Here is a 22,574-nt window from a genome sequence, read left to right as displayed (position 1 = left end):
CCCCTTTTCATTTCTTCGCAATAACGCTTACCGCCATCCGACACGGTCGAATATCATGACGGCTTCCGCCTGAGCATTCGCAACCTTGTCGAGGCCGATTTCATCCGCCTTGAACTCACCCCAGCTCGCAACGGTTTCATCCAGCTCAACGCCCGGCTTGACCGGGAATTCATAGTTTGAGGACGCATAGAATTCCTGCGCCTTGGTGTCGGACAGATATTCGATCAGTTTGATCGCAGCTTCCTTATTCTTCGCCGATTTGGTAACACCGGCGCCAGAGATGTTGAAATGCGCACCGCGCCCGTCCTGATTCGGCCAGAACAAAGCAACTTTTTTCGTTGCCTCTACCTGTTCCGGATCGTCTGAATTCATCATACCGCCGTAATAATAGGTATTCGCAATCGCGATATCACATTCACCGGCGGCAACCGCCTTGATCTGATCACGATCACCACCTTGTGGCTTGCGTGCCAGGTTATCCTTGATCCCTTGGGCCCATTTCTCCGCGGCTTCTGCCCCATCATGTGCGATGATCGACGCCAGCAGGGACTGGTTATAGGCATTGCTCGAAGAGCGTACGCATATACGTCCTTTCCATTTCGGATCGGCAAGATCTTCATAGGTCGAAAGCTCTGACGGCTCAACCCGCTCCTTTGAATAGAAAATCACACGACTGCGCGCGGAGAGACCATACCATTCCCCTTCCGGATCCCGGAAATGCGCTGGGATATTCTCTTCGAGCGTTTCAGACTGGATTGACTGAAGAACGCCCGCTTCCTTATGGGCGGCGATACGGCTGATATCAACCGTGAGAACCGCATCGGCCGGGCTGTTCGCGCCCTCGGATTTCAGCCGCTCCAGCATGCCGGATTTTGCAAAAACGACATTTACCGTGATTCCGGTATCTTTCTCGAAGTCGTCAAGTATGGGGCGGATGAGACTTTCCTGTCGTGAGGAATATAAATTGACCTCATCAGACAGTGCAGGAGTGGCTGTGGCGATTGTCGCGAATGCCACAACTGCCAGCGGCACAGATGAAAATGATAGGCGCATAATGGATCCTTAGTTAGAAATGCAAACGATTATCAATTTTAACAGGAGTTTTAAACTGGAAATCCTGCCTATGCAAGTCATTATCAATTTCATTTTTAACAATCGCCATATGCAAAAAAGCGGCGACCGTCGGGCCGCCGCTCACTATTTGCGCTACGTTCGAATAATATTCTTTTCGAAACAACTGCTCGATCAGAAGTGTTTAGGCTATTTCCTTCAATACACTCCGAATCGTGTCGAATATCTGGTCAATATGGCTCTTCTCGACAATCAGTGGCGGGGACAGAGCGATAATATCTCCTGTCGTCCGGATCATCACACCTTTCTCGTAACATTTAAGAAATGCGTCAAACGCCCGGGCTGTCGGCTTGCCGGGGATGGAATCAAGCTCAATCGCTCCGATAAGGCCCATATTTCGCAAGTCAATGACATGCGGCTCACCCTTTAATGAATGCAGGGCGTCTTCCCAGTAAGGGGCAATCTCATTCGCCCGCTCAAACAATCCCTCTTCCTTGTAGCAATCAAGGGTCGCAAGGGCCGCCGCCGCCGCGACAGGATGGCCGGAATAGGTATAGCCATGGAACAGCTCGATCATATTCTCGGGGCCATTCATAAAGGCATCATAAATTTCCTTGGAGCATACAACCCCGCCCATCGGTATGGTTCCGCTCGTCAGCCCTTTGGCCAGGGTCACAAGGTCAGGCTTCACGCCGAAGAAATCAGTCGCGAAGGCGCTGCCAAGGCGCCCAAATCCGGTAATAACCTCGTCAAAGATCAGCAGGATACCGTGTTTATCGCAAATCGCCCGGAGCCGTTCAAGATAGCCTTTTGGCGGCAGGATAACTCCAGTCGATCCTGCGACAGGTTCAACAATTACAGCGGCAATTGTGGAGGCATCGTGAAGCGCGACGATGCGCTCGAGCTCATCGGCAAGTTCCGCACCATGTTCCGGTTGGCCCCGGCTGTACGCATTTTTCTCAGGAAGATGGGTATGCGGTAAATGATCGACTCCCGTTAGCATTGTGCCAAACGTCCGCCGGTTGGCGACAATGCCCCCAACCGAGATGCCGCCGAAACCCGTACCATGGTATCCCCTCTCCCGCCCGATGAGACGGGTACGGGCGCTGTCTCCCCGCGCCCGGTGATAAGCCAGCGCAATTTTAAGGGCCGTATCGACGGATTCGGAACCGGAATTCGTGAAGAACATATGGTCCAGCCCGCTTGGAAACATGCCTGTGACCCTTGCCGCAAGCTCAAATATCTTTGGATGGCCCATCTGGAATGCGGGCGCATAGTCCATTTCCCCGATCTGTTTGCTAACCGCGTTCACGATGCGAGGCTCCCCATGCCCGGCGTTGCAACACCAAAGCCCCGCGGTTCCGTCCAGAATCTGCTTACCTTCCGCATTCTGGTAAAACATGCCCTTCGCACTGACGAGCATGCGCGGGCTCGACTTGAACTGGCGGTTCGCCGTGAACGGCATCCAAAAAGCGTCAAGATTGTTCGTGCTTGAAACGGCTGAATCGGGCATGACTAAAACTCCGGAGTTTGTTTTTCTTTACCTTATGTAGATCATTTATTTGCACAAGCAAAAATGATTCCCTTTGTTTTCTGAGGGGTTTTGACTATTTTTGTGATGTTGGTGTTTAGAAAATTAAACGACCATTCGAATCAAGCGAAAGGAAACGGGCATGGATTTTGATCTTGGCGCCAGACTGCGCGGTCTAAGGGAACAGCATGGATTATCCCAACGTGAGCTTGCCAAACGGGCGGGCGTCACAAACGGAACCATCTCGATGATAGAGCAGAACCGGACGAGCCCGGCGGTGGGTTCCCTGAAGAAGGTTCTGGATGGCTTTCCAATCGGTCTGGCCGACTTTTTCGCCAATGATTTTACCTCACGTCACAAGATATTTTATGATCACGAGGAACTAACCCAGATATCTGAGGGGAAGATATCCTATCGGCAGGTCGGTCGTGACCTGACGGGCAAAGCGCTACAGGTCTTGCACGAAATATATAAGCCGGGTGCAGATACGGGCCGAAATATGCTCTCCCATCAGGGGGAAGAAGCCGGGGTTATCGTAAAGGGCAAGCTGGAGGTTACAGTCGGCGCAGACAGGAAGATCCTCGGCGCCGGTGACGCTTATTACTTTGAAAGCCATAGGCCGCACCGATTCCGTGCCATCGGGGACGAAGAAACCATGGTTGTCACCGCCTGTACCCCGCCAAGCTTTTAAATCAGATCGGTGTATCGATGCCTATGGCATCAGTGATATTTTCAAATCCGTCCGCGCGCAACAACTCTGCAAGTCCGCGCGCGATGTCTGCCGCTACATAGGGGCCATGATAAACCATCGCTGAATAAAGCTGGATGAGGGAGGCGCCAGCCCTGATCCTCTCGTATGCGTCCGCCGCCGTTTCTATGCCCCCGACGCCAACAATCAATATTTTGCCTCCTGTTGCCTGATACATTTCCTTTAAAATGCCGAGGGAAATATGTTTAAGCGGGCGGCCGCTCAACCCACCGGCTTCTGCTTTTTGTGAATCGGTAAGAGAAGCCGGGCGTGTAATCGTTGTATTGCTGATGATAAGACCCTCTATTTCCATCGCCAGAACAGACACGGCAATATCCGCCTTATCATCGTCCGTCAGGTCGGGTGCGATTTTCAACAGAATGGGGAAATGCTCCACTCCCTCCTTTTTAAGGGTATTTCGCGCATCGCAGAGACGTCCAAGCAAATTATCGAGTTCCGCCTTGCCCTGCAAGGCCCGAAGCCCTGGTGTATTCGGCGACGAGATATTGACCGTAATATAGCTGGCAAGCGGTGCGAGCCGTTTCATGCCGCGAACATAATCGTCAATGCGGTCCCCGCTGTCCTTGTTTGCCCCGAGGTTGGCCCCAACAATCGCGTTGTCCGCATATGCCTTAAAGTTACGCTCGGCTTCATCCAGGCCCCTGTTGTTGAACCCAAGACGGTTGATGACAGCGGCATCCTCGGCAAGTCTGAACAGGCGCGGCTTTGGATTTCCGGGCTGCGCCCTCGGTGTGATGCTGCCCGCTTCAACAAATCCGAAACCAAGACCCGATATCGCGGGGATCACTTCCGCGTTCTTGTCATATCCCGCCGCCAGCCCGACAGGGTTTGGAAAGCGAATACCAAAATGCTCGGAGGCGAGAACTGGATCAAACTCATTGCTGATACGCGGCAATAGGCCATTCTTCAGGGTCCGGATGGAGAGATTATGCGCCTTTTCCGCCTCAAGTCGGAAAAGAATTGGCTTCGCTATGGAATAAAGGGACGGCATTTCTTTATTTCAGTTCCGGGAAAATATGAAGTTTGTCAGGGCCCAACGGCAAGCTCACCGCGCTCTCTACAAGCAGCGGGTCCAGCGGTCCATAAAGATGAGGAAATAATACACCACCGCGCGCCGGTTCCCATTTCAGCTTGCCCCCAAGAGCTTCGGACTCAACGGACAGAAGGAGCAAATTTTCAACACCCGCCCTGTGCTTCGCAGCACTCTCTACAACTGTTTCCGCGGTTGAAAAATGGATAAAACCGTCTGTCTTGTCATTCGCAGTGCCGTAATAGGCGCCTGCTTCCTGGGCCGCCTGCCACTCATCTACGTCGGCCATATGATAAATTATCGTCATAGGTCATGCCTCTTTATCGATATGCCGCATATCTACAGGATGCCCTGTTCTTTGGACAGAAAAATCAACTTAATTTGACTTCAAACAATTGACCAGCGCTTGCCTGTCCCAATATTTATCTGGTAGAGATTTCAGATGACAAATTAAGAAAGGAATATCCAGCTATGGCAGGTGTCTATTTTTACGACGGCAACTGGTATGATGAATGTCCGCATGTTATGGGACCAATGGATCATTCCTTCTGGATGGCTTCCACAGTTTTTGACGGCGCCCGCTCTTTTCGGGGAATGGCGCCGGACCTGGACAAGCATTGCGCCAGGCTGGCCCGATCCGCCCGAGCACTCGGGTATAACCCAACATTGGAGACGGGCGAGGTTTTCGAGCTGTGCAAGCAGGCGGTCAGAAAACTTCCCAAGGAATCCGAACTCTATATCAGGCCCATGTATTTCGCACGCGGAGGCTTCATCGATCCGGAGCCGGATAGCGCAGAGTTTATTCTGGCCGTCTATGATAGTCCGATGCCCGAAGCAACCGGCTTTTCTGCTCATTTTGCCAAAGAAAGACGTCCTGCACGGGATATGGCTCCGACGGATGCGAAAGCTTCCTGTCTCTATCCAAACTCCGGCCGGGCGATCGCCGCCGCGCGCCAGGCCGGATTTGACAATGCTATACTTATGGATGCGAACGACAATGTCGCGGAATTCGCAACATCCAACATCTGGACAGTGAAAGACGGTGTGGCCTTCACCCCCGCAGCAACAGGGTGTTTCCTGGCTGGTATTACCCGCGAGCGGGTAAAAATACTCGCCGAAGCCGCCGGCATCGAAGTCTGCGAAACCGCCATGACGAAAGAAGACATCATGAGCGCCGATGAAATTTTCAACAGCGGGAATTTTGGCAAGGTCATGCCTTTGACCCGAATTGAAGACCGGGAGCTGCAGCCGGGCCCGACGGCCACTAAGCTTCGCGAGATGTATATGGAGTTTTCCCGCGAGAGCCAGCTTTTCTAGGGCCTCAGGCGGCGGGTTGTTCCGCCGCCAGGTCTTCCCCCGCCAGCACCCGCTCGATCAGCCGGATGGTCTCATCAATTCCATACAGCGCAATAAAGGATCCCATGCGCGGACCTTGTGACTGCCCGAGCAGGGTTTCATACAACGCCTTGAACCAGTCCCTCAGGTTTTCAAAGTCATTCTCGTTACCCACCTTAAAAACCTGGTTCTGGATTTCCGTCGCATCCGCATCTTTCGGCAGTTCTTTTAGCAGCCCTACCAGTTGTTCCAGCGCCCGCCGTTCTTTGTCTGTCGGCAGCCGATACTGCTTCGAGGGTTTCACGAAATCGTGGTAATAGGAAATCGCATAGCCAACGAGCTTATCGAGTTCCGGGTTTGCCTCCGGTGTTGCGCCTTGCGCATAGCGCGTAATAAAGCCCCAGAGCACGGAGGGCTCATGCGCATTGACTACGGCCGCAAGATTAAGAAGGATACCAAACGTGATCGGCAGCCCCTCACTTGGCGGCTTCCCGCCGTGAATATGCCAAACCGGATTGGCATAACGCTGCTTGTCGTCCTGTTCCGGGAATTTGCCGAGGAAGGTAAAATACTCATCCACCGCCTTTGGAATGACATCGAAATGGAGTCGTTTTGCCTTCTTCGGATTTTGGTACATGTAGAGGGAAAGGCTCTCTGGTGACGCATATTTCAGCCACTCCTCGATCGTGATGCCATTTCCCTTGGATTTCGAGATTTTCTTTCCCTCCTGATCGAGGAAAAGCTCATAGTTGAATCCCTCCGGCGGCTGCTTTCCTAAAATCCGGACAATTTTGCTGGAAAGCGTAACGCTGTCGATCAGGTCCTTACCGGCCATCTCATAATCAACATCCAGCGCATGCCAGCGCATCGCCCAGTCAACCTTCCACTGCAATTTGCAATGCCCACCCGTGACGAGAACAGAGATTTCTTCATTTGTTTCCGGATCCCGATAGGTCACGGTCCCCTTCTCCTCGTCTCGCGAAATAATTGGCACCTGCAAAACAGCACCGGTGCGCGGACAAATGGGAAGGAAAGGAGAATAGGTCGCCTTCCTCTCCGGACCGAGTGTAGGCAGAATTACATTGATAATGGCGTCATAATGTTTGAGCACGAGCAGCAGGCTCTCATCAAACAGCCCGGACTTATAGCATTCCGTAGAGGAGCGGAACTCATAATCAAAACCAAACTGGTCCAGAAACGCCTGAAGACGGGCGTTGTTATGTTCCCCAAAACTGTTATGGGTCCCGAATGGGTCAGGAACCTGCGTCAGGGGTTTGTTCAGGTTGGCTTGTAACAGCTCCTGATTGGGAACATTGTCAGGAACCTTGCGAAGACCATCCATATCGTCGGAGAAGGCGATCAGGCGGGTCGGGATGTCACTCAGGATTTCAAAAGCATGGCGGACCATTGTTGTGCGCGCCACTTCCCCAAAAGTACCGATATGCGGCAGTCCGGATGGACCGTATCCGGTCTCGAACAGGACATACCCTTTTTCCGGCGCAGCTTTCGCATAGCGATCAACAAGCTTTTTTGCCTCGACAAATGCCCAGGAGTTGCTCGATAGTGCAATTTCTGCGTCGGACGACATCTTAACCCTCATTGGAAGAATGGATCGTTAGAAAGCGCGGAATGTAAGCGCACAAGGGGATTGCGTCAACGACCGCAAAGCGAATTTCACTCAGTTGAAGGAAAAATGAGCGAAAATCCGGACAAAACAGACACAAACAGAGAAATACGTCTTCCAGATGTTCAGGCTATTGTGCTTGGAGGCGATGGCGGATACCGTCTCTCGTCCGATGGTGAAATCACGAAATCAAGCCTAGAAGAGACTGCTGTCTATGTCGTTAATAACCCGCCACTACTTGTTCACCGGCTGAACATCGCCCGTCGTCTCGGTATTCATCCCTTCCCCGCCTTTGACTTGCTGGAACTCTATGCCTTCACCTATCCGGCGAGGCACTGCCTTCCCACTGTCAGGGGCGTGGCGCATGCTTTAGGACTGGCCGTCACATCGGATACCGAAGAGCAGACCTTGCTTCTGTTTGACGCCACATCTTCTATTTTAACTTATTTAACCGGTTTAAATGGAAAAGAAAGAAAATCTGCGGCTGCCGTTGCCATGACGATGGGTCAGGCCGGATGGAACTGGGCGCCTGCAGTGCTCGCCGCGCTTGGTCATCCGGAAGAACGCGATCGTTTTGGCGGGTTTGATGTCTGGCGCACTCTTGCTGAATGGCCGGATTTGGCACCGGAGCCACCGGCGGATGATATCGCGGTCAGTGAGATCGAAGCCCGGGAACGACTGAAGGACATGCTCGGCGACAACTCGGAATCGCGACCGCAGCAATCGGATTTCAGCGCCCTCACGTCCCATGCGTTTTTGCCCCGCGCACAGGTCGACGCACCGAATATTGTCCTCGCGGAAGCCGGGACCGGCACCGGGAAAACCCTTGGCTATATCGCCCCCGCCAGTGTCTGGGCGGAAAAGAATGGTGCTGCGGTCTGGATATCGACTTTTACCAAGAATCTGCAACGGCAAATCGACGACGAGTTAAACCGGCTTTATCCTGATCCGGCTGAAAAAGCGGAGAAGGCCGTCATCCGCAAGGGGCGCGAGAATTATCTGTGTCTGCTGAATTTTGAAGAAGCGCTGCAGGGCGGTGTTGCCGCAAAGCAGGACCAGATTGTTCTTGGCTTGGTCGCCAGATGGATTGAGGCAACCCGAGACGGGGATATGGTTGGTGGCGATTTCCCAAGTTGGCTGCTGGAACTTGAGGGACGTTCCCGCATCACCCGGCTGGCCGATCGCCGCGGGGAATGCATTTTCTCCGCCTGTCCGCACTACCGTAAATGTTTTATCGAAAAATCAGGCCGAAAAGCGAGAAAAGCCGATATCGTAATCGCCAATCATGCCCTCGTCATGATCAACGGTGCGACGCGCCCCGATGATCCCTATTTGCCGAAACGCTATGTTTTCGATGAAGGCCATCATTTGTTTGATGCGGCTGACAGCGCATTTGCCGCGCACCTTACCGGGTTGGAGACTGCGGAACTCAGGCGATGGATCGCGGGTAGCGATACCGGCCGCAAAAGCCGGATGCGGGGCCTGGAAAACCGTATCTCGGATTTGCTGGGAGATGATGAAGCCGGTCTTGACGCGCTTCAAAAAGCGATCCGCGCGGCACGCAAGCTACCGGGGGATGGCTGGCTTGCCAGGGTTAGGGAAGCAGCGCCGAGCGGCCCGATGGAGGAGTTCCTTACCCATATTCGTGAGCAGGTGTTTGCCCGTTGTGGCCAGCCCGACAGTGCCTATTCCGTCGAATGTACCCTTGGGGAGATTTCTTCTGAACTCAAGAATGCCGCAGAGAAGCTGGAAAAAGCACTTTCAGCGCTTGCTACTCCAATGGCGAAACTCGCCAAACTCTTGCTCTCCAAGCTCGATGAAGAGGCGGAAGAGCTTGATACGGCGACCCGGCATCGCATCGAAGCCGCCGTGCAAGGTATATCGCGACGGGTAAACCTCTCCATTACGCCCTGGCGCGCCATGCTAAAAAACATTACAGCCGAGACACCAGAAGGTTTTGTGGACTGGTTCGCGATCGAACGCATTGCCGGGAGAGAATTGGATCTTGGATATTACCGCAGCTATATCGACCCAACCGGTCCGTTCGCGGAGGCCATATTGAAGCCGGCCCATGGTGCGGTGATAACTTCGGCGACATTGCGTGACAGCTTTGAGGAAGAAGAAAGCTGGCAAGCCGCCGATATGCGAACCGGAACTCATCATCTGGTATTGCCCCCCAAACGTGCACATCTTGCCTCCCCTTTTGATTTTGCACGGCAAACACGGGTGATCGTTGTAACGGATGTGCGACGCGATCATATGAAAGAAGTTTCTGCAGCATATCGAGAATTGTTCCTGGCGAGCGGTGGTGGCGCGCTCGGGCTATTTACGGCGATATGGCGACTGCGCGCCGTGCATGAGAATATCAGAAAACCTCTGGCGGCAGCGGGGTATGACCTCTATGCACAACATCAGGATGCCCTCGATACATCTACCTTGGTTGATATATTCCGTGAGGAGGAAAACTCGATATTACTGGGCACGGATGCGGTGCGGGATGGAGTGGATGTACCGGGCCGCTCCCTCCGGCTGCTTGTTTTTGATCGCATTCCCTGGCCTCGCCCCGATATCAAGCACAAGGCCCGTAAAAAGGCCTTTGGCGGCGCAAAATATGACGACAAGCTGACCCGTCTGAAGCTCAAGCAGGCTTATGGCCGTTTGCTCAGGCGGGAAGATGACTTTGGTGTTTTCGTCATGCTTGACAGTATGCTGCCCTCGCGTCTTGCGTCCGCCTTTCCGCCGGAAGTCGAAATTCATCGTCTTGGCCTGAAAGACGCCATTTCCCTGACGCGCAACTTCATTGCGGAAAAGAACAGGCACTTAGAAAAAATATCATTGGATAATCGGGGTTGAACCTCATATCCTGAGGGTAATAGTTTAAATCAAGACCGGAGACACTGTCGTATGACGACCCTCAACCTGCATACCGCCCTAATTTCGACCATGGTTATTGTATCCGCGGCAGATCGCGAAATGACGGATCGGGAGCTATTCACCATTGGCGAGATTGTCCGTACCCTGCCCGTATTCGCCGACTATGAGGAAGATCATCTGCCGGACGATGCCGCGACTTGCGTTGACATGTTGAACGGTGATCAGAAACTGGATGAGATCATTCGGAAAATCCGGGCAGTTCTGCCTAAGAAAATATATGATACGGCCTACGCTTTGGCATGTGATGTTGCCGTTTCCGACGGACAGCTCAGCCAGGAAGAGCTACGCATGCTTGAAATGCTGCGTCACGGCCTCGACGTAGATCGTCTAACAGCTGCCGCGATTGAACGGGGTTCCGCCGTCCGCTACGCACGCCCCTGATCCAACAAATATTTGCCAAAACCCCTTCATCCGATAATAATCTCCTTTAACTAAAAAAGAGGGAGCTAATTTATGGGTAGTTTAACAGGGGTATCCGTTGGATTTTTGGGCTTGGGAGAAGTAGGGCGGCCCGTGCTGCGCCGTTTGAAGGCGTGTGGCGCAAGCGTGCATGCAACCAGCCGGTCCCCCGCTTTGCGTTACAAGATGGCCCGCGATGCCGTGGATTTATATAAAACACCCGGAGAAGTTAATGATCGTGTGAAGGACGGTATTATATTCCTGATGCTTTCCAAGCAGTCCCTCATCGATGCCTTTCTGAATGGCGAGGATGGCCTGCTTGCCAACCTGAGCCCGGGAGCTCTGGTTATCGATCTGGGTCAGACTTCGCCGGAGGCCACCCAGCGATATGCAGCACTGGTGGAAGAAAAAGGCGGTCACTGGATGGACGCACCCGCCTTGGGAAGTGAGCAGGATTCACTTGAAGGGCGCCTCAGCATCCGCGCAGGCGGTCGATCAGAGGATTTTGAACGTGCCCGGCCTCTACTGGAAGAAATCGCACGTGATATAAAACATGTGGGAGAAGTAGGGAGCGGGCAGGCAGCCGTGCCTACTTTATAAGGAAAAAAGAGATAGCCCGGCATTTGCCGGATCACCACGCTTCACATTTCCGCCATGTCGCTGAATATATTGGTTATTCACTCTCTCCCGCCTTATCTTGAGGGAAGGACCTGAAGAGTGTGGGACGAAGATGCTAGAGTATATCGCCAATCATGAGCCGACAATCCGTCTGAGCTTTTTTCTTGGAACGCTTGGTGTTGTGGGAATCTGGCAATCTTTTGCGCCTAAACGTCCGCCGAGCGTCTCAACCATATGGCGCTGGCTGAATAATTTTGGTGTCACGTTCTTCAACACCCTGCTGCTTCGGCTGCTGTTTCCGTTTCTTGCCGTCGGCCTTGCCGCCGTAGCCGCGGAAAATGGATGGGGCCTCCTCAACCTGATTGACCTGCCGATTGCGTTTTCCATCCTGATAGCCGTAATCATACAGGATCTGGTGATCTATTGGCAGCATGTGATCTTTCACCGCGTCGGCTTTCTCTGGCGGTTTCATAAGATGCATCACGCCGATATCGACTATGATGTTTCCACCGGGGCGCGGTTTCATCCGGTTGAGATAATTCTTTCCATGCTGCTTAAGCTGGGTGTTGTTGTGGTCCTAGGACCACCTGTCGTTGCGGTCATAATTTTCGAGATTCTTTTAAGCTCAATCGCCATGTTCAACCACGCCAACGCTGGCCTTCCCGCCAGCCTTGATAAAATCGCGCGAAAATTTATCGTCACACCGGATATGCACCGGGTTCATCACTCGGTTATCCGCAGTGAACATAACTGTAATTACGGATTTAATATGCCATGGTGGGACTATATTTTCCGCACCTATCAGGCCCAGCCATCGGCAGGACATGAAAAGATGACAATCGGGCTGGAGGAATATCAGGAGGACCGCAAACAAAGCATATTCTGGATGCTCGCGCTTCCCTTCAGGCGGAGTAAGAAGGCCTAGTTAGCCGATTTCAGGTCTTTCTTATCAAGCGTAAAGTCCTCATACTCTCGCCAAAGTAATAGAAATTCCTTCAGGTTATCTTCAACCTCTTCGCTGGCATCCTCATAAAGCCTGGCATTAAACCGGAGGGTATCGGAAAAATAGTCTGCACGGACGGACGCACTCAATCTTCCTAGTATGATCATGCCTTCCTTGACGTCATTTATAAGCCCAAGATAGTCCTGCATCTTCACCAGAAGAGCGAAACCCTCGTCTATCTTCTCCTGTCGAAAGAGCGCCGAGAAGAATCGCAAATGATAGCGGGAGCGCTTAATATATTTCCTAAGGTCATGAAGTTCGCTGGCGGAAAGAATTTCAACATCTGCCCCATGATTGAGGAGCTCAATATTTCCTTCCTCAATCGCGGACAGCGCAAAAGGAGCGATCGGAGCCGCCATGACCTTGCGCGCGGTCCTGCCAAGCTTTGACGACCAGTTTCCTTGCAGCCACTTATCGAATGATTTCGACAAACGCTCGAAATGCCCTCCGGATATTTCATGAATGATTATATCATATTCTTCCGCGCGGGTTTCCTCCCCAAGCCGCAACAACTCTTTCGAAACGGATTTAAAATCCTTTGTCTTGATATCCGGTCGAAGCGTTCCGTCCAGAAACACATCCATATTTCTGGCATCACCGAGAAGGTTTCCGAAATAACGGTATTCGCGATTGAAATTAACGCGCACCTCCTTGGGAATAATCGGCCGGAAGACATAAAGTGCAACGCGCATCCGGCGCACCCCGATACGTATCTGCATCAGGGCCAGCGGATCGCCCTCTTCCTTGAACTGCCGGAAGTTTTCTGTCAGATGATGGGCGCACTCCTGAAATATTGACTTTGCCGCCTCTCCAACATTCATACTTCCCTTAAGTTCAATATCGGAAAGTTTAAATACTTTAGATTTGGCTGGCATGATGCCTCTCTGTTGTGAAATATTGCCCGGCGCAATAATGCACATATGCTATTCAAATCGATACAGGAAAAGCAACAATGAGAAAAAACTTATGAAAAACCTGCAAGATTGGGTCGGCAATCAGATATCCGGCAAGGAAATCATTCATCAGCAATCACTGGACGGTTTCGCGGCACTAATGGATGAGCCGGGTCTGACATCTGATATCGTGCCGCCCGGAGGGCACTGGATGTATTTTTTACCAACAGACCGGCAATCTCGTATCGACAAGGACGGCCATGGTATGAAAGGCGACTTCCTGCCACCCGTTAAATTGCCACGGCGGATGTGGGCTGGTGGTCGGCTCACTTTCCATGCGCCGCTCCGGGCTGGGGATCTGGCAGAAAAAACCTCCACAATCAAAAGCGTAACCTCAAAAAGAGGAAGAACTGGAGAGCTCATCTTCGTGACCGTAGAGCATGAAGTCCGGAATGAGGCCGGACCATGTCTTACAGAAGAGCACGATATCGTCTATCGGGAAGCCGCAAGCGCCTCAAGCAGCATTAAGAAAGAACCACAGGCTGCACCAGAGGACGGCGATTGGGAGGTCTCAATTACGCCTGATCCGGTATTGCTGTTTCGTTATTCAGCGCTGACCTTTAATGGACATCGCATTCACTACGATCGGGATTACTGTCTCAATGAGGAAGGATATCCGGGCTTGGTGGTCCATGGCCCGCTCCTTGGGACATTTTTAATGCGGCTGGCGATCGAAAAGATGGCTGGACGCTCCCTCAAGAAATTCCACTTCCGGAATTTCAACCCGATTTTTGATACGACGCCCTTCACATTGAGTGGCAAGAAGGAAACCAAGGATCAATGTCAAGTTTGGGTAAGGGGCCCAAGCGGTGAGCTAGCCGTCAAGGCAACTGCCGATTTCTAAAAAGGAAAGGGGCTGCATTTGCAGCCCCTCCTGTTCGTTTGATACCAGCTAGCGCATGTCAGTCATGCTTATGCATGCCCATATTACCCGCATCTTTCACATGAACCGTCACGGTAATTTCACCGGCCCGCGCAAAATTCAGTGTCAGGGGAAATTCTGTTCCCTTAATGAGCGGTTTCTTCAGCCCCATCAGCATAACATGAAATCCGCCAGGCTTCAGCATGACGGTCTCATCCGGCTCGATCACCAGTTCTTCAACACGCATCATGCTCATAACGCCGTCCTTCATAACGCTGTCATGAATTTCAACCTTGTCAGCAACAGGGCTTGAGGCCGCGACAAGACGATCTGCCTCGCCTTCAGAGTTTTTCAATGTCAGGAAAGCTCCGCCCATCATGGCGTTCGCAGGCCGTTCGCGGGCCCAGGGTTCCGTAACTTCCATCCCGTTGACTTCGGTCGCATGGGACATAAACTTATCGGATTCCGCATTAAGGATCATCACGATGGCAAGCAGGACCAAAGGCAAAGCCTTTACGTATTTCATCACTTCTTCCTCACTAAACTATAATTCTTCGCGTACTTTCGCTGCAATTTCCTCTGCGGGAACGCCGAAGGAGAATACAGTAATCAGTTCGCCGTCTCTTCCCATCAAATAGGTAAAAGAAGTGTGGTCGACAAGGTAGTAATCCGGATCGCCGCCTTCCTGTTTCTGCCCATAAACACGGTACTTCTTCTTAACGTCTTCGATCTCTTCCTCACTGCCTGTAAGACCAACCAGAGACGGATGGAAAGCCGCAACAAAATCCCCCATCGCCTCCGGTGTATCCCGCTCAGGATCAACCGTGATAAAGAGGGAGACGACTTCACTCGCCTGCTCACCAAGCTCGTTCATCGCGACAGAGATAGTCTGCATTTCAGTCGGACAGACATCGGGACAATTGACAAAACCGAAAAAGATGAGAAGCAGTTTTCCCCTATAGTCCTCATCCGTCACACGCTCCCCTTTATGATTCACGAGCGAGAACGGGCCACCGATTTGTGGCGCCCCGACAAGAGTCGAAGACGACTGGCCCTTATTCTGACCAAGGCCCGGCAATCCCCCTGTAAACCAGAGGCCGATAACCATGGCGCTGACAATCAGGAAAAATGCGATCAGCAAAGGAAACAACTTGTTCATGTCGATTTATCCGTGTTCCTCTCTCGTCGGCAGTTCGGAATGATTGTCATGCTTAGTTCAGCAAAAACAGAATAACAAGGAGAATTACCCGGCTGCGGCATTCCACCGCATGGGAGATTGACCGTTTATTCATCTGCGGATACGCTATTTATCGGGCTAAATCATCTATCGCAAAACCAGTAACAACGGATAGGCACCACAGAAAAGTATGAGCGTTTTTATTGCGAAGCGAGTCCTGACCCTGATTGCGACCCTGATCGGCGCCTCCATGGTTATTTTTCTCGTGATGGAAATCCTGCCGGGAGATCCTGCCTTGGTGATTCTCGGCGTCGATGCGTCGGAGTCTGCTGTCCAGACACTCACGAAGGAGCTGGGTCTCGACCGACCTCCGCTCGAACGATACTTAAGCTGGATTGCCGGGCTGATGCAGGGCGAACTTGGCAACAGTTATGCTTACAAAGTCCCGGTTTGGGAGCTGGTTCAAGGCGCCCTCCTTATAACTCTGCCACTTGCCATAATGTCCATTATCCTGAGTATTGCTCTTGCGCTGGTTATCGGCCTTTATGCCGCGGCAAACCACAACAAAGCGGGCGATGTGACGCTCATGGGCATAAGTCAGCTTGGTATCTCCATCCCGAATTTCTGGCTTGCCATTTTGCTGATTATCCTCTTTGCCATCGAGCTTAGATGGCTGCCCGCAGGTGGCTTTCCCGGATGGGAAGAGGGTGTCCTGAAATGCCTTACGGCACTATTGTTGCCGTCATTGGCGCTGGCAACCGTGGTCGGCGCCATTCTCGCGCGAATTACCCGTTCCTCCGTGCTGGAGGTATTTCGTGAAGACTATGTCCGTACTGCCCGCGCAAAGGGCCTAAGCCAGCGGGCAACGCTCTGGCGGCATGTGTTGCGCAATGCCTTGATTCCTGTCTTGACCGTTACCGGCATTCAGTTTGCAGCTCTCCTGACAGGCACAGTCGTCGTGGAGAATGTATTTCATATCCCGGGGCTTGGATCGCTTGTGCTGAAGGCGATCAATAATCGCGACACAATTGTTGTTGAGAATGTTGTCCTGTTGCTGGCCACCATGGTCATCATGGTGAATTTCCTCGTCGACATTCTCTATGCTGTGATCGATCCGCGTCTGAAAGCGCATGATATATGAGTGATAAGCGATCCCTCTCCTTTTTAAATCGGTCTCGGAGGAGTCGCAGCTTCATGGTTGGTGGGACAATGACCCTGTTTCTGCTGATTTGTGCCGCCATTTCACTCTTCTGGACACCAGGGTCTGCCTACGACATCGTAATCGCGAACCGCTTCCTGCCGCCTTCCACCGATCATTGGCTGGGAACGGATCAGTTCGGCCGGGATATTGCGTCAATGCTGATGACCGGCACACAGAATTCGATTGTTGTTGCCGTCGTCGCGGTATCCATAGGACTTTTTATCGGCGTCAGTCTAGGCCTGCTTGCGGCGGCGCGCCGGGGCTGGACCGAAGAGATCATTATGCGGCTTTCGGATTTCTCTTTTGCCTTTCCGGCCATTCTTTCCGCGATCATGCTTACGGCGATCCTCGGCCCGGGCGGCGTAAACTCCATCCTTGCCATCGGGCTTTACAATATTCCGGTGTTTGCCCGCCTTACCCGCGGCTCGGCCAATGCCATCTGGACCCGGGAATATGTCATGGCCGCCCGAGCCTCCGGCAAGGGGCGCCTGCGCATCACGTTTGAACATATCCTGCCCAATATTCTTTCTATCATTATTGTTCAGGCGACCATCCTCTTCGCCATTGCCATACTTGCGGAAGCCGCCCTTTCCTATCTGGGTCTCGGAACGCAGCCACCGGAGCCTTCCTGGGGTCGAATGCTCAATGAAGCCCAAACCCTGATGTTCCTTGATCCGATGCAGGCGATTTATCCCGGCCTTGCCATTGCCATCGCTGTTTTTGGCCTCAATCTGCTAGGCGACGGCCTCCGGGACGTCCTTGATCCAAGACTATCGAGGAAACGTTGAATGACATTGCTTTCCGTAGAAGATCTGACTGTTACGCTGGCGACAAATGACGGGTCGGCCCGTGCCGTACGGGATTTGAGCTTTACGCTCGAAAAAGGGGAAACCCTCGGCATCGTGGGGGAAAGCGGCTGTGGAAAATCCATGGCGGCGCTCGCCTTGATGGGCCTGCTACCGTCTATGAGCGAAACAACCGGACGTATCAACCTCGACGGCAAGAACCTTCTTGAAAAAACGGAAGCCGAGATGTGCCGCATTCGCGGCAATCGAATGGCGATGATCTTTCAGGAACCCATGACGTCCCTCAATCCCGTACATACCATCGGACATCAGATCATGGAGCCCCTGCGTCTTCACAAAGGCTTATCCGATGATGACGCGCATAAAGAAACAATCCGCCTTTTAGACCGGGTCGGCATCCCAAATCCAAAATCCCGGGTAGACAACTATCCGCATCAGCTATCCGGCGGGCAGCGGCAGCGTGTCATGATCGCAATTGCGCTGTCCTGCAAACCCCACATCCTAATCGCAGACGAGCCAACGACCGCACTTGATGTGACAATCCAGGATCAGATACTGGACTTGATCCAGACTCTGGTGCGCGAAGATGGCATGGCCTTAATCCTCATCTCCCATGACCTTGGCGTCATTTCGGAGAATACGGGAAAAATTCTTGTGATGTACGGCGGCGCGGCGGTGGAAACAGGACGTACGGACAGGATTTTTGAAGAGCTGGTCCATCCCTATACTCAAGGACTGTTTGCCGCTATGCCAAGACTGGGCCGCGCCCGGACGAAACGTCTGGTGACCATTCCAGGCACTGTTCCCGACCTGATTTCCCTGCCCGCAGGATGTACCTTTACAGATCGCTGCCCCCTCGCCACGGAAATCTGCCGGAAAACGCCCCCGCCGGTTATCGAGGTAAAAGGACAGCATTTTGTTACCTGTCATCACGTGGAAGAAGCCCGTGCGCGAAAGACGGAGGAACTCTTTTCATGACAGAAGGAACTCTTCCAGTCCCGGTTCTTGAGGTGCGAGATCTCGTGCGGCACTATCGCCTGCCACGCGAGAGTCTTTTTGCCGAATCCGGCTATGTCTATGCGCTGAACGGCGTCAGTTTTGAAATCCAGAAAGGAAAAAGCTTTGGCATCGTCGGGGAAAGTGGATGCGGGAAATCAACACTCGCCCGCAACGTCATGGCGCTTGAGAATACGGATTCCGGATCGGTCAAAATACTGGGCAAAGAGGTCGTAGGCCTGAATTTCGACCAGCTTCGCCCGCATCGGCGGCATTTCCAGATGGTGTTTCAGGATCCATATGGCTCGCTTGATCCGCATCATACCGTCGGGCGAATTGTTGCGGAGCCGCTGGCCGCTCTCGGATCTATCTCGAAAGCCGAGAAACAGCGACGAGTGGCCGAGGTTCTGCAATCTGTCGGACTGAAAGAACATGATGTCGAGAAATATCCTCATGAATTCTCCGGCGGACAACGGCAACGAATAGCCATTGCCCGCGCTCTTATCACCCATCCGGAACTTATTGTTGCGGACGAGCCGGTGTCCGCCCTTGATGTCTCGGTGCAGGCACAGGTCCTCAATCTCCTGAAAGACCTGCAGGAGGAATTTGGCGTCACCTATATGTTCATCAGCCATGATCTTGCAGTCGTCGAGTACCTTTGTGACGAAGTCGCCGTCATGTATCTTGGGGAGATTGTCGAAAAAGGCCACACGGAAGATCTGTTTCGGACGCCGGCGCATCCCTATACGAAGATCCTGCTCGATGCCGTCCCGAAACCTGGAGCGGGTATCCGTCGGGACAGGATCAAACTCAAAGGCAATGTAACCGGACAGACGGAGCAGCGCGTTGGTTGTGCTTTTCAGGACCGATGTCCCATGGTCGAAGATGTCTGCCGGAAAACAAAGCCTCCGCTTGAGCCGGTGAGTGACGCCCATCTTGCCGCATGTCACTTCTCCGCCAGACTGCTTGAAAAGGCTTAGTACGGCTGGCCGTCCTTATGGGTAAACCGCCATTTTCCGTCCGGCCCGAGTGAGGCCTTCAAATCATCCTTCGGATAGCTTCCCTCGTCTCCCGGCGTACGGTCGCCTACCTCCAAGTAGACAACGTGATCCTTAGTCCGGTTAATCAGATGATGGGCTTCTCCCTTCGCTGGGAACCCTGAGCAAAATCCTGGTTCCAGAACAACCTCCGCTGTCTCGGTAATCAGGGTTGGCGATCCCTCAAGGATATAGATAAACTCATCCTGTCGGCTATGGCGATGCAACAGCGCGGACTCCCCGCCCGGAGAGAGACGGGTCAGGTTCACGCCGAAATTATTGAGACCGAATACATCGCCAAGCTGACGTTTTTCTCGGCCTTTCATACGGCTGAAAAAGGGTTCCGGATAGTTTGAGGACTTGCTCCGAGGGGCAACGTCAGCCGCCCGGACGGCAATCATGCCGGATTCGTTTTTCTCTGTCATGAAACAGACCTTCATATAATGGGATTGATCAGTCTTTCTTTTTAAAATCCAGTGCAGCGGAATTCAGGCAATAGCGCAATCCGGTGGGCTTCGGGCCGTCCGGAAAGACATGACCTAGGTGGCCATCACATTTATTGCAGACAACCTCGGTCCGACGCATGAAAAAGCTGCGATCCGTGACTTCCCCGATTTTCGCAGATTCAATCGGCTCCCAGAAACTCGGCCAACCGGTCCCGGAATCAAACTTTGTTTTTGATGAGAAGAGCGGCTCACCACAGCAGATGCAATGATAGACCCCACTCTCCTTATGATCATGATACTGGCCGGTGAAGGCTCTTTCTGTGCCTTTTTTCCGGGCGACGTGGTACTGTTCCTGTGTCAGCTGCGTCCGCCATTCCTCGTCCGACTTCTTAATCTTTTCACTCATGGTAATCCTTTCTGAAACTCGGCTTCTATTGAACCCGGCGCCCGCTATCCCAAATAGAAGATATGGCGTCGGACATCATTTCTCAATACTTGACGAAGTCGTCCGGTTGATTGAAAATAAGACACACGGGACAAATGGGAGTTAAAATGAGTGAGGTTGTAAGCTTCGACGATCACTATTTAACCCGATCTGCCAAGAAGGGGAGGTCGGGACCGCAACAACCAGACGTGTTCTTTAACCGCAACGAACTCAGCCAGATATTACAGGTATATGGACGCATGGTCGCCAAGGCGGAATGGCGCGATTATGCCATCGGAGAGACGAAAAACGCCTGTATCTTTGCCATTTTCCACCGGACCGCAGATCGCCCGCTTTTCAAGATTTACAAGGAACCACGCCTTGCCTCGAAACAGGGCGCCTATTCCGTGCTCAGCCAAAACGGCCGGATATTGAAGCGCGGAAAGTCATTGGCCCAGGTCCTTAAAGTCTTCGACCGCAAGCGGTTCCACACGGTCGATGCGGAATAATCTACAGCCCTATATCGGAATACCAAGCTTTCGGTAGATAAAGCTCATCAGCCAGGCCGGACCTATCAAAAGGAACTGAACATCCTTGAAGAAGGAAGGCTTCTTTCCCTCAATCTTATGGCCGATAAACTGGAATATCCAGGCAATGACAAAAGCGATGATAGCGAATTGCCAAAGAGAAAGCCCAGGTGCCGGAAGTGATTCATAGGCACTCACAAAGCCTATGCAGATTACAGCAAACAACACCATACCAATCGCCAGTGTCCAGGACAGAGCTGCGTAATATATCACCGTCAGAAAAAGGGCCATCGTTGCCCAATTGAGATAGGGAACTGAACTGAACGCTTCCGGAACCGGGATAGCCCAGAACAAGGCTACGATCGTCCACGCAATGATCGGAACCGCGACCCAGTGAATAAGCTTGTTTTGCCGGTTCTGATGGCTCGCTCCATACTCGCTCAGCAGCGCAAATATTTTCCTGTTGCTTCCTTTTTCTGCAATCTCCGGTCTTGCCATAACAATCCTCCCCGATCAGTTACGTTGCCGTGCCCTCGTCAGCAGCCGCGCATCCATGACGACATCATGCCGAAACGCCACCCGTGCCTCAAGATGCGGAAGTGCCGCATCATACTCCCCTGCATTCAATAAACTGGTAAGCCAGGCGAGCTCAAACAAGTCCCTTTGCGCATGGCTGCCACCTATTTCCTGAAACCGCGGACGTACCGTCGAAAGCAATCCCGCTGCCTCTTTATAATTCCCATCAGCTATCGCAATGAAGCCGCGAGTAGCCGGCAAAGCCACTTCCGCCCATGCTTTTCGCGTGACATCCGGGGCATCGGTCGCCATTTTTTCCATGCCTGTGGTCAATTTTTCCAGCGCTTCCTGATGATGCCCGCGCGCCAATGCATATCCATAATGCATGTCGAAAAAAGGCTGGTCATTGATGAGGTGTCTATTGGCGACATAGTCGCTTACATCCACCCAGCGATCCCCGACATCAACGCCAAGCTGCTCCAGACGCCAAAGCAACGAAATCGCATTCACCTGATCCAGACTGTAGGTTTTATCTACACCCCACACTCTCTCATCATAGATTTCAAGCGGCGTCCTGAAATCTTCCTGCTCCAGGAAAAACAGGGATTGATGCCACCAGTTATGAGTGAGCATGAAGCTATTGCGATCATCCCACTCATTGGACAGCCCCTGCATCCATTTGATCCCTTCATCATGCCGCCCCTGGGTGAGCATGACATGAGCAACCGCGTGATGCGCCCAGGGCTCTTTTCGCTTCATTTCTGTCGCCCAGCGGCCATCTTCCTCCGCGAGATCCAGCTGGCTCGTTTGTTCACGCCCAAAGGCCCGCATACCATAAGCATAGGCGCAATCCTTATGACGCTCGATCACCTGATCGGCGATCCAGAGCATGGTGTGATCATCACCGATATTGAAATAGGAGTTCTGGGCGAGTTTGGCGGCGAACAGGTCACCCGAGAAATCTGTCACTAACTGACGAAGTTTTACAAGCTGATCGCCTATCCTGTTGTTCAGCAGATCACCGACGGAGGCGACGAACAACCGCTCGCGTTCCGTTCCCTTATTCAAGCCAGTTTCAGCCTGCGCTTGGTATTTGCGGGCAATCTCAAGCCGATCCGGTGTTTCCAGCATAAGCCCCAGCAACGCCGCGTACCCTGCAGCAAGGGTGCATTCCGGATCGTTGTCTGCCGCCTCGAATATCGGGGCAAAATCTGTTCCGAAACCGATGTAGCTGTCCATAAAGCGGTTGATCGCATCAAGCGTCTGGTCGGACTGCGTACTCACCGGATTTCCGAACATATCTTCACGCATGACG

At 52.6% G+C, this 22,574-nt stretch carries 24 protein-coding genes; 12 read left to right on the top strand and 12 right to left on the bottom strand.

The window, feature by feature from the left end:
• Positions 1-27: 27 nt before the first annotated feature.
• Together AAC599_RS13585 and AAC599_RS13580 are read right to left on the bottom strand one after the other, a co-directional pair.
• Entirely contained in the window at positions 28-1,053 is a 1,026-nt protein-coding gene (locus tag AAC599_RS13585) for a Fe(3+) ABC transporter substrate-binding protein (RefSeq protein ID WP_340150944.1), read from the bottom strand.
• Between the two features lie 202 nt (positions 1,054-1,255).
• Entirely contained in the window at positions 1,256-2,584 is a 1,329-nt protein-coding gene (locus AAC599_RS13580; protein ID WP_340150943.1) for an aspartate aminotransferase family protein, read from the bottom strand.
• Between the two features lie 160 nt (positions 2,585-2,744).
• On the opposite strand from AAC599_RS13580, the gene AAC599_RS13575 reads away from it, so the two are divergent.
• Positions 2,745-3,293, top strand: a complete 549-nt coding sequence (locus tag AAC599_RS13575) for a cupin domain-containing protein (protein WP_340150942.1) — start codon at positions 2,745-2,747, stop codon at positions 3,291-3,293.
• A gap of 1 nt (position 3,294) precedes the next feature.
• Here the strand turns inward: AAC599_RS13575 and AAC599_RS13570 are convergent, their stop codons facing one another.
• Together AAC599_RS13570 and AAC599_RS13565 are read right to left on the bottom strand one after the other, a co-directional pair.
• A complete protein-coding gene (locus AAC599_RS13570) occupies positions 3,295-4,362 on the bottom strand; it encodes a quinone-dependent dihydroorotate dehydrogenase (RefSeq protein WP_340150941.1) in 1,068 nt (355 codons plus the stop codon).
• Between the two features lie 4 nt (positions 4,363-4,366).
• Positions 4,367-4,708 (bottom strand): DUF952 domain-containing protein, encoded by a 342-nt coding sequence (locus AAC599_RS13565; RefSeq protein WP_340150940.1) that lies wholly within the window; start codon positions 4,706-4,708, stop codon positions 4,367-4,369.
• Positions 4,709-4,872: 164 nt separating this feature from the next.
• Between AAC599_RS13565 and AAC599_RS13560 the strand changes: the two genes are divergently transcribed.
• Positions 4,873-5,718, top strand: a complete 846-nt coding sequence (locus tag AAC599_RS13560) for a branched-chain amino acid aminotransferase (protein WP_340150939.1) — start codon at positions 4,873-4,875, stop codon at positions 5,716-5,718.
• A gap of 4 nt (positions 5,719-5,722) precedes the next feature.
• Here AAC599_RS13560 and AAC599_RS13555 read toward each other — a convergent pair whose 3' ends face one another.
• On the bottom strand, positions 5,723-7,324 hold the full coding sequence (locus tag AAC599_RS13555; protein WP_340150938.1) for a lysine--tRNA ligase: 1,602 nt from the start codon (positions 7,322-7,324) through the stop codon (positions 5,723-5,725).
• A 105-nt stretch (positions 7,325-7,429) separates the two neighbouring features.
• On the opposite strand from AAC599_RS13555, the gene AAC599_RS13550 reads away from it, so the two are divergent.
• The 4 genes from AAC599_RS13550 (at position 7,430) to AAC599_RS13535 (ending at position 12,236) form a co-directional block, all read left to right on the top strand.
• Positions 7,430-10,213, top strand: coding sequence for an ATP-dependent DNA helicase (locus tag AAC599_RS13550; RefSeq protein ID WP_340150937.1), 2,784 nt, complete (start codon positions 7,430-7,432; stop codon positions 10,211-10,213).
• A gap of 51 nt (positions 10,214-10,264) precedes the next feature.
• Positions 10,265-10,675 (top strand): tellurite resistance TerB family protein, encoded by a 411-nt coding sequence (locus AAC599_RS13545; RefSeq protein WP_293962393.1) that lies wholly within the window; start codon positions 10,265-10,267, stop codon positions 10,673-10,675.
• 72 nt (positions 10,676-10,747) lie between these two features.
• Positions 10,748-11,293 (top strand): NAD(P)-binding domain-containing protein, encoded by a 546-nt coding sequence (locus tag AAC599_RS13540; protein ID WP_340150936.1) that lies wholly within the window; start codon positions 10,748-10,750, stop codon positions 11,291-11,293.
• Positions 11,294-11,423: 130 nt separating this feature from the next.
• Positions 11,424-12,236, top strand: a complete 813-nt coding sequence (locus AAC599_RS13535; RefSeq protein WP_340150935.1) for a sterol desaturase family protein — start codon at positions 11,424-11,426, stop codon at positions 12,234-12,236.
• Here AAC599_RS13535 and AAC599_RS13530 read toward each other — a convergent pair.
• Positions 12,233-13,189, bottom strand: a complete 957-nt coding sequence (locus AAC599_RS13530; RefSeq protein WP_340150934.1) for a CHAD domain-containing protein — start codon at positions 13,187-13,189, stop codon at positions 12,233-12,235. The two genes, AAC599_RS13535 and AAC599_RS13530, sit on opposite strands and share 4 nt — an antisense overlap.
• 91 nt (positions 13,190-13,280) lie before the next feature.
• Here AAC599_RS13530 and AAC599_RS13525 point away from each other — a divergent pair, with 91 nt between their 5' ends.
• Positions 13,281-14,111, top strand: coding sequence for a MaoC family dehydratase N-terminal domain-containing protein (locus AAC599_RS13525; protein WP_340150933.1), 831 nt, complete (start codon positions 13,281-13,283; stop codon positions 14,109-14,111).
• Positions 14,112-14,169: 58 nt separating this feature from the next.
• Here AAC599_RS13525 and AAC599_RS13520 read toward each other — a convergent pair whose 3' ends face one another.
• On the bottom strand, positions 14,170-14,655 hold the full coding sequence (locus AAC599_RS13520; RefSeq protein ID WP_340150932.1) for a copper chaperone PCu(A)C: 486 nt from the start codon (positions 14,653-14,655) through the stop codon (positions 14,170-14,172).
• A gap of 18 nt (positions 14,656-14,673) precedes the next feature.
• Complete coding sequence (locus AAC599_RS13515) at positions 14,674-15,288, bottom strand: SCO family protein (protein ID WP_340150931.1); 615 nt, start codon at positions 15,286-15,288, stop codon at positions 14,674-14,676.
• Positions 15,289-15,496: 208 nt separating this feature from the next.
• Between AAC599_RS13515 and AAC599_RS13510 the strand changes: the two genes are divergently transcribed.
• The 4 genes from AAC599_RS13510 to AAC599_RS13495 are packed head-to-tail and all read left to right on the top strand — an operon-like array spanning position 15,497 to position 19,289.
• Positions 15,497-16,447 carry an ABC transporter permease gene (locus AAC599_RS13510; protein WP_340150930.1) on the top strand — a complete coding sequence of 317 codons (951 nt, stop codon included), beginning with the start codon at positions 15,497-15,499 and terminating at the stop codon, positions 16,445-16,447.
• A 53-nt stretch (positions 16,448-16,500) separates the two neighbouring features.
• Entirely contained in the window at positions 16,501-17,295 is a 795-nt protein-coding gene (locus AAC599_RS13505; protein ID WP_340150929.1) for an ABC transporter permease, read from the top strand.
• Entirely contained in the window at positions 17,296-18,291 is a 996-nt protein-coding gene (locus AAC599_RS13500; protein WP_340150928.1) for an ABC transporter ATP-binding protein, read from the top strand.
• Complete coding sequence (locus tag AAC599_RS13495) at positions 18,288-19,289, top strand: oligopeptide/dipeptide ABC transporter ATP-binding protein (protein WP_340150927.1); 1,002 nt, start codon at positions 18,288-18,290, stop codon at positions 19,287-19,289. The genes AAC599_RS13500 and AAC599_RS13495 overlap by 4 nt, the downstream gene beginning before the upstream one ends.
• On the opposite strand, the gene AAC599_RS13490 is transcribed toward AAC599_RS13495, so the two are convergent.
• Both AAC599_RS13490 and msrB read right to left on the bottom strand, forming a co-directional pair.
• On the bottom strand, positions 19,286-19,771 hold the full coding sequence (locus AAC599_RS13490) for a cupin domain-containing protein (RefSeq protein ID WP_340150926.1): 486 nt from the start codon (positions 19,769-19,771) through the stop codon (positions 19,286-19,288). The genes AAC599_RS13495 and AAC599_RS13490 overlap by 4 nt on opposite strands.
• Positions 19,772-19,799: 28 nt before the next feature.
• On the bottom strand, positions 19,800-20,198 hold the full coding sequence (gene msrB / locus AAC599_RS13485) for a peptide-methionine (R)-S-oxide reductase MsrB (protein WP_340150925.1): 399 nt from the start codon (positions 20,196-20,198) through the stop codon (positions 19,800-19,802).
• A 146-nt stretch (positions 20,199-20,344) separates the two neighbouring features.
• Here msrB and AAC599_RS13480 point away from each other — a divergent pair, with 146 nt between their 5' ends.
• Entirely contained in the window at positions 20,345-20,725 is a 381-nt protein-coding gene (locus AAC599_RS13480) for a DUF2794 domain-containing protein (protein ID WP_340150924.1), read from the top strand.
• A 9-nt stretch (positions 20,726-20,734) separates the two neighbouring features.
• Here the strand turns inward: AAC599_RS13480 and AAC599_RS13475 are convergent, their stop codons facing one another.
• Together AAC599_RS13475 and AAC599_RS13470 are read right to left on the bottom strand one after the other, a co-directional pair.
• A complete protein-coding gene (locus tag AAC599_RS13475; protein ID WP_340150923.1) occupies positions 20,735-21,241 on the bottom strand; it encodes an Mpo1-like protein in 507 nt (168 codons plus the stop codon).
• 15 nt (positions 21,242-21,256) lie between these two features.
• Positions 21,257-22,570: a tetratricopeptide repeat protein gene (locus AAC599_RS13470; RefSeq protein WP_340150922.1), complete on the bottom strand. Its 1,314-nt coding sequence runs from the start codon at positions 22,568-22,570 to the stop codon at positions 21,257-21,259.
• Positions 22,571-22,574: the final 4 nt, after the last annotated feature.

Source organism: uncultured Sneathiella sp. (assembly GCF_963976355.1).
GTDB lineage: Bacteria > Pseudomonadota > Alphaproteobacteria > Sneathiellales > Sneathiellaceae > Sneathiella.
This window is presented reverse-complemented; position numbering and strand designations above follow the sequence as displayed.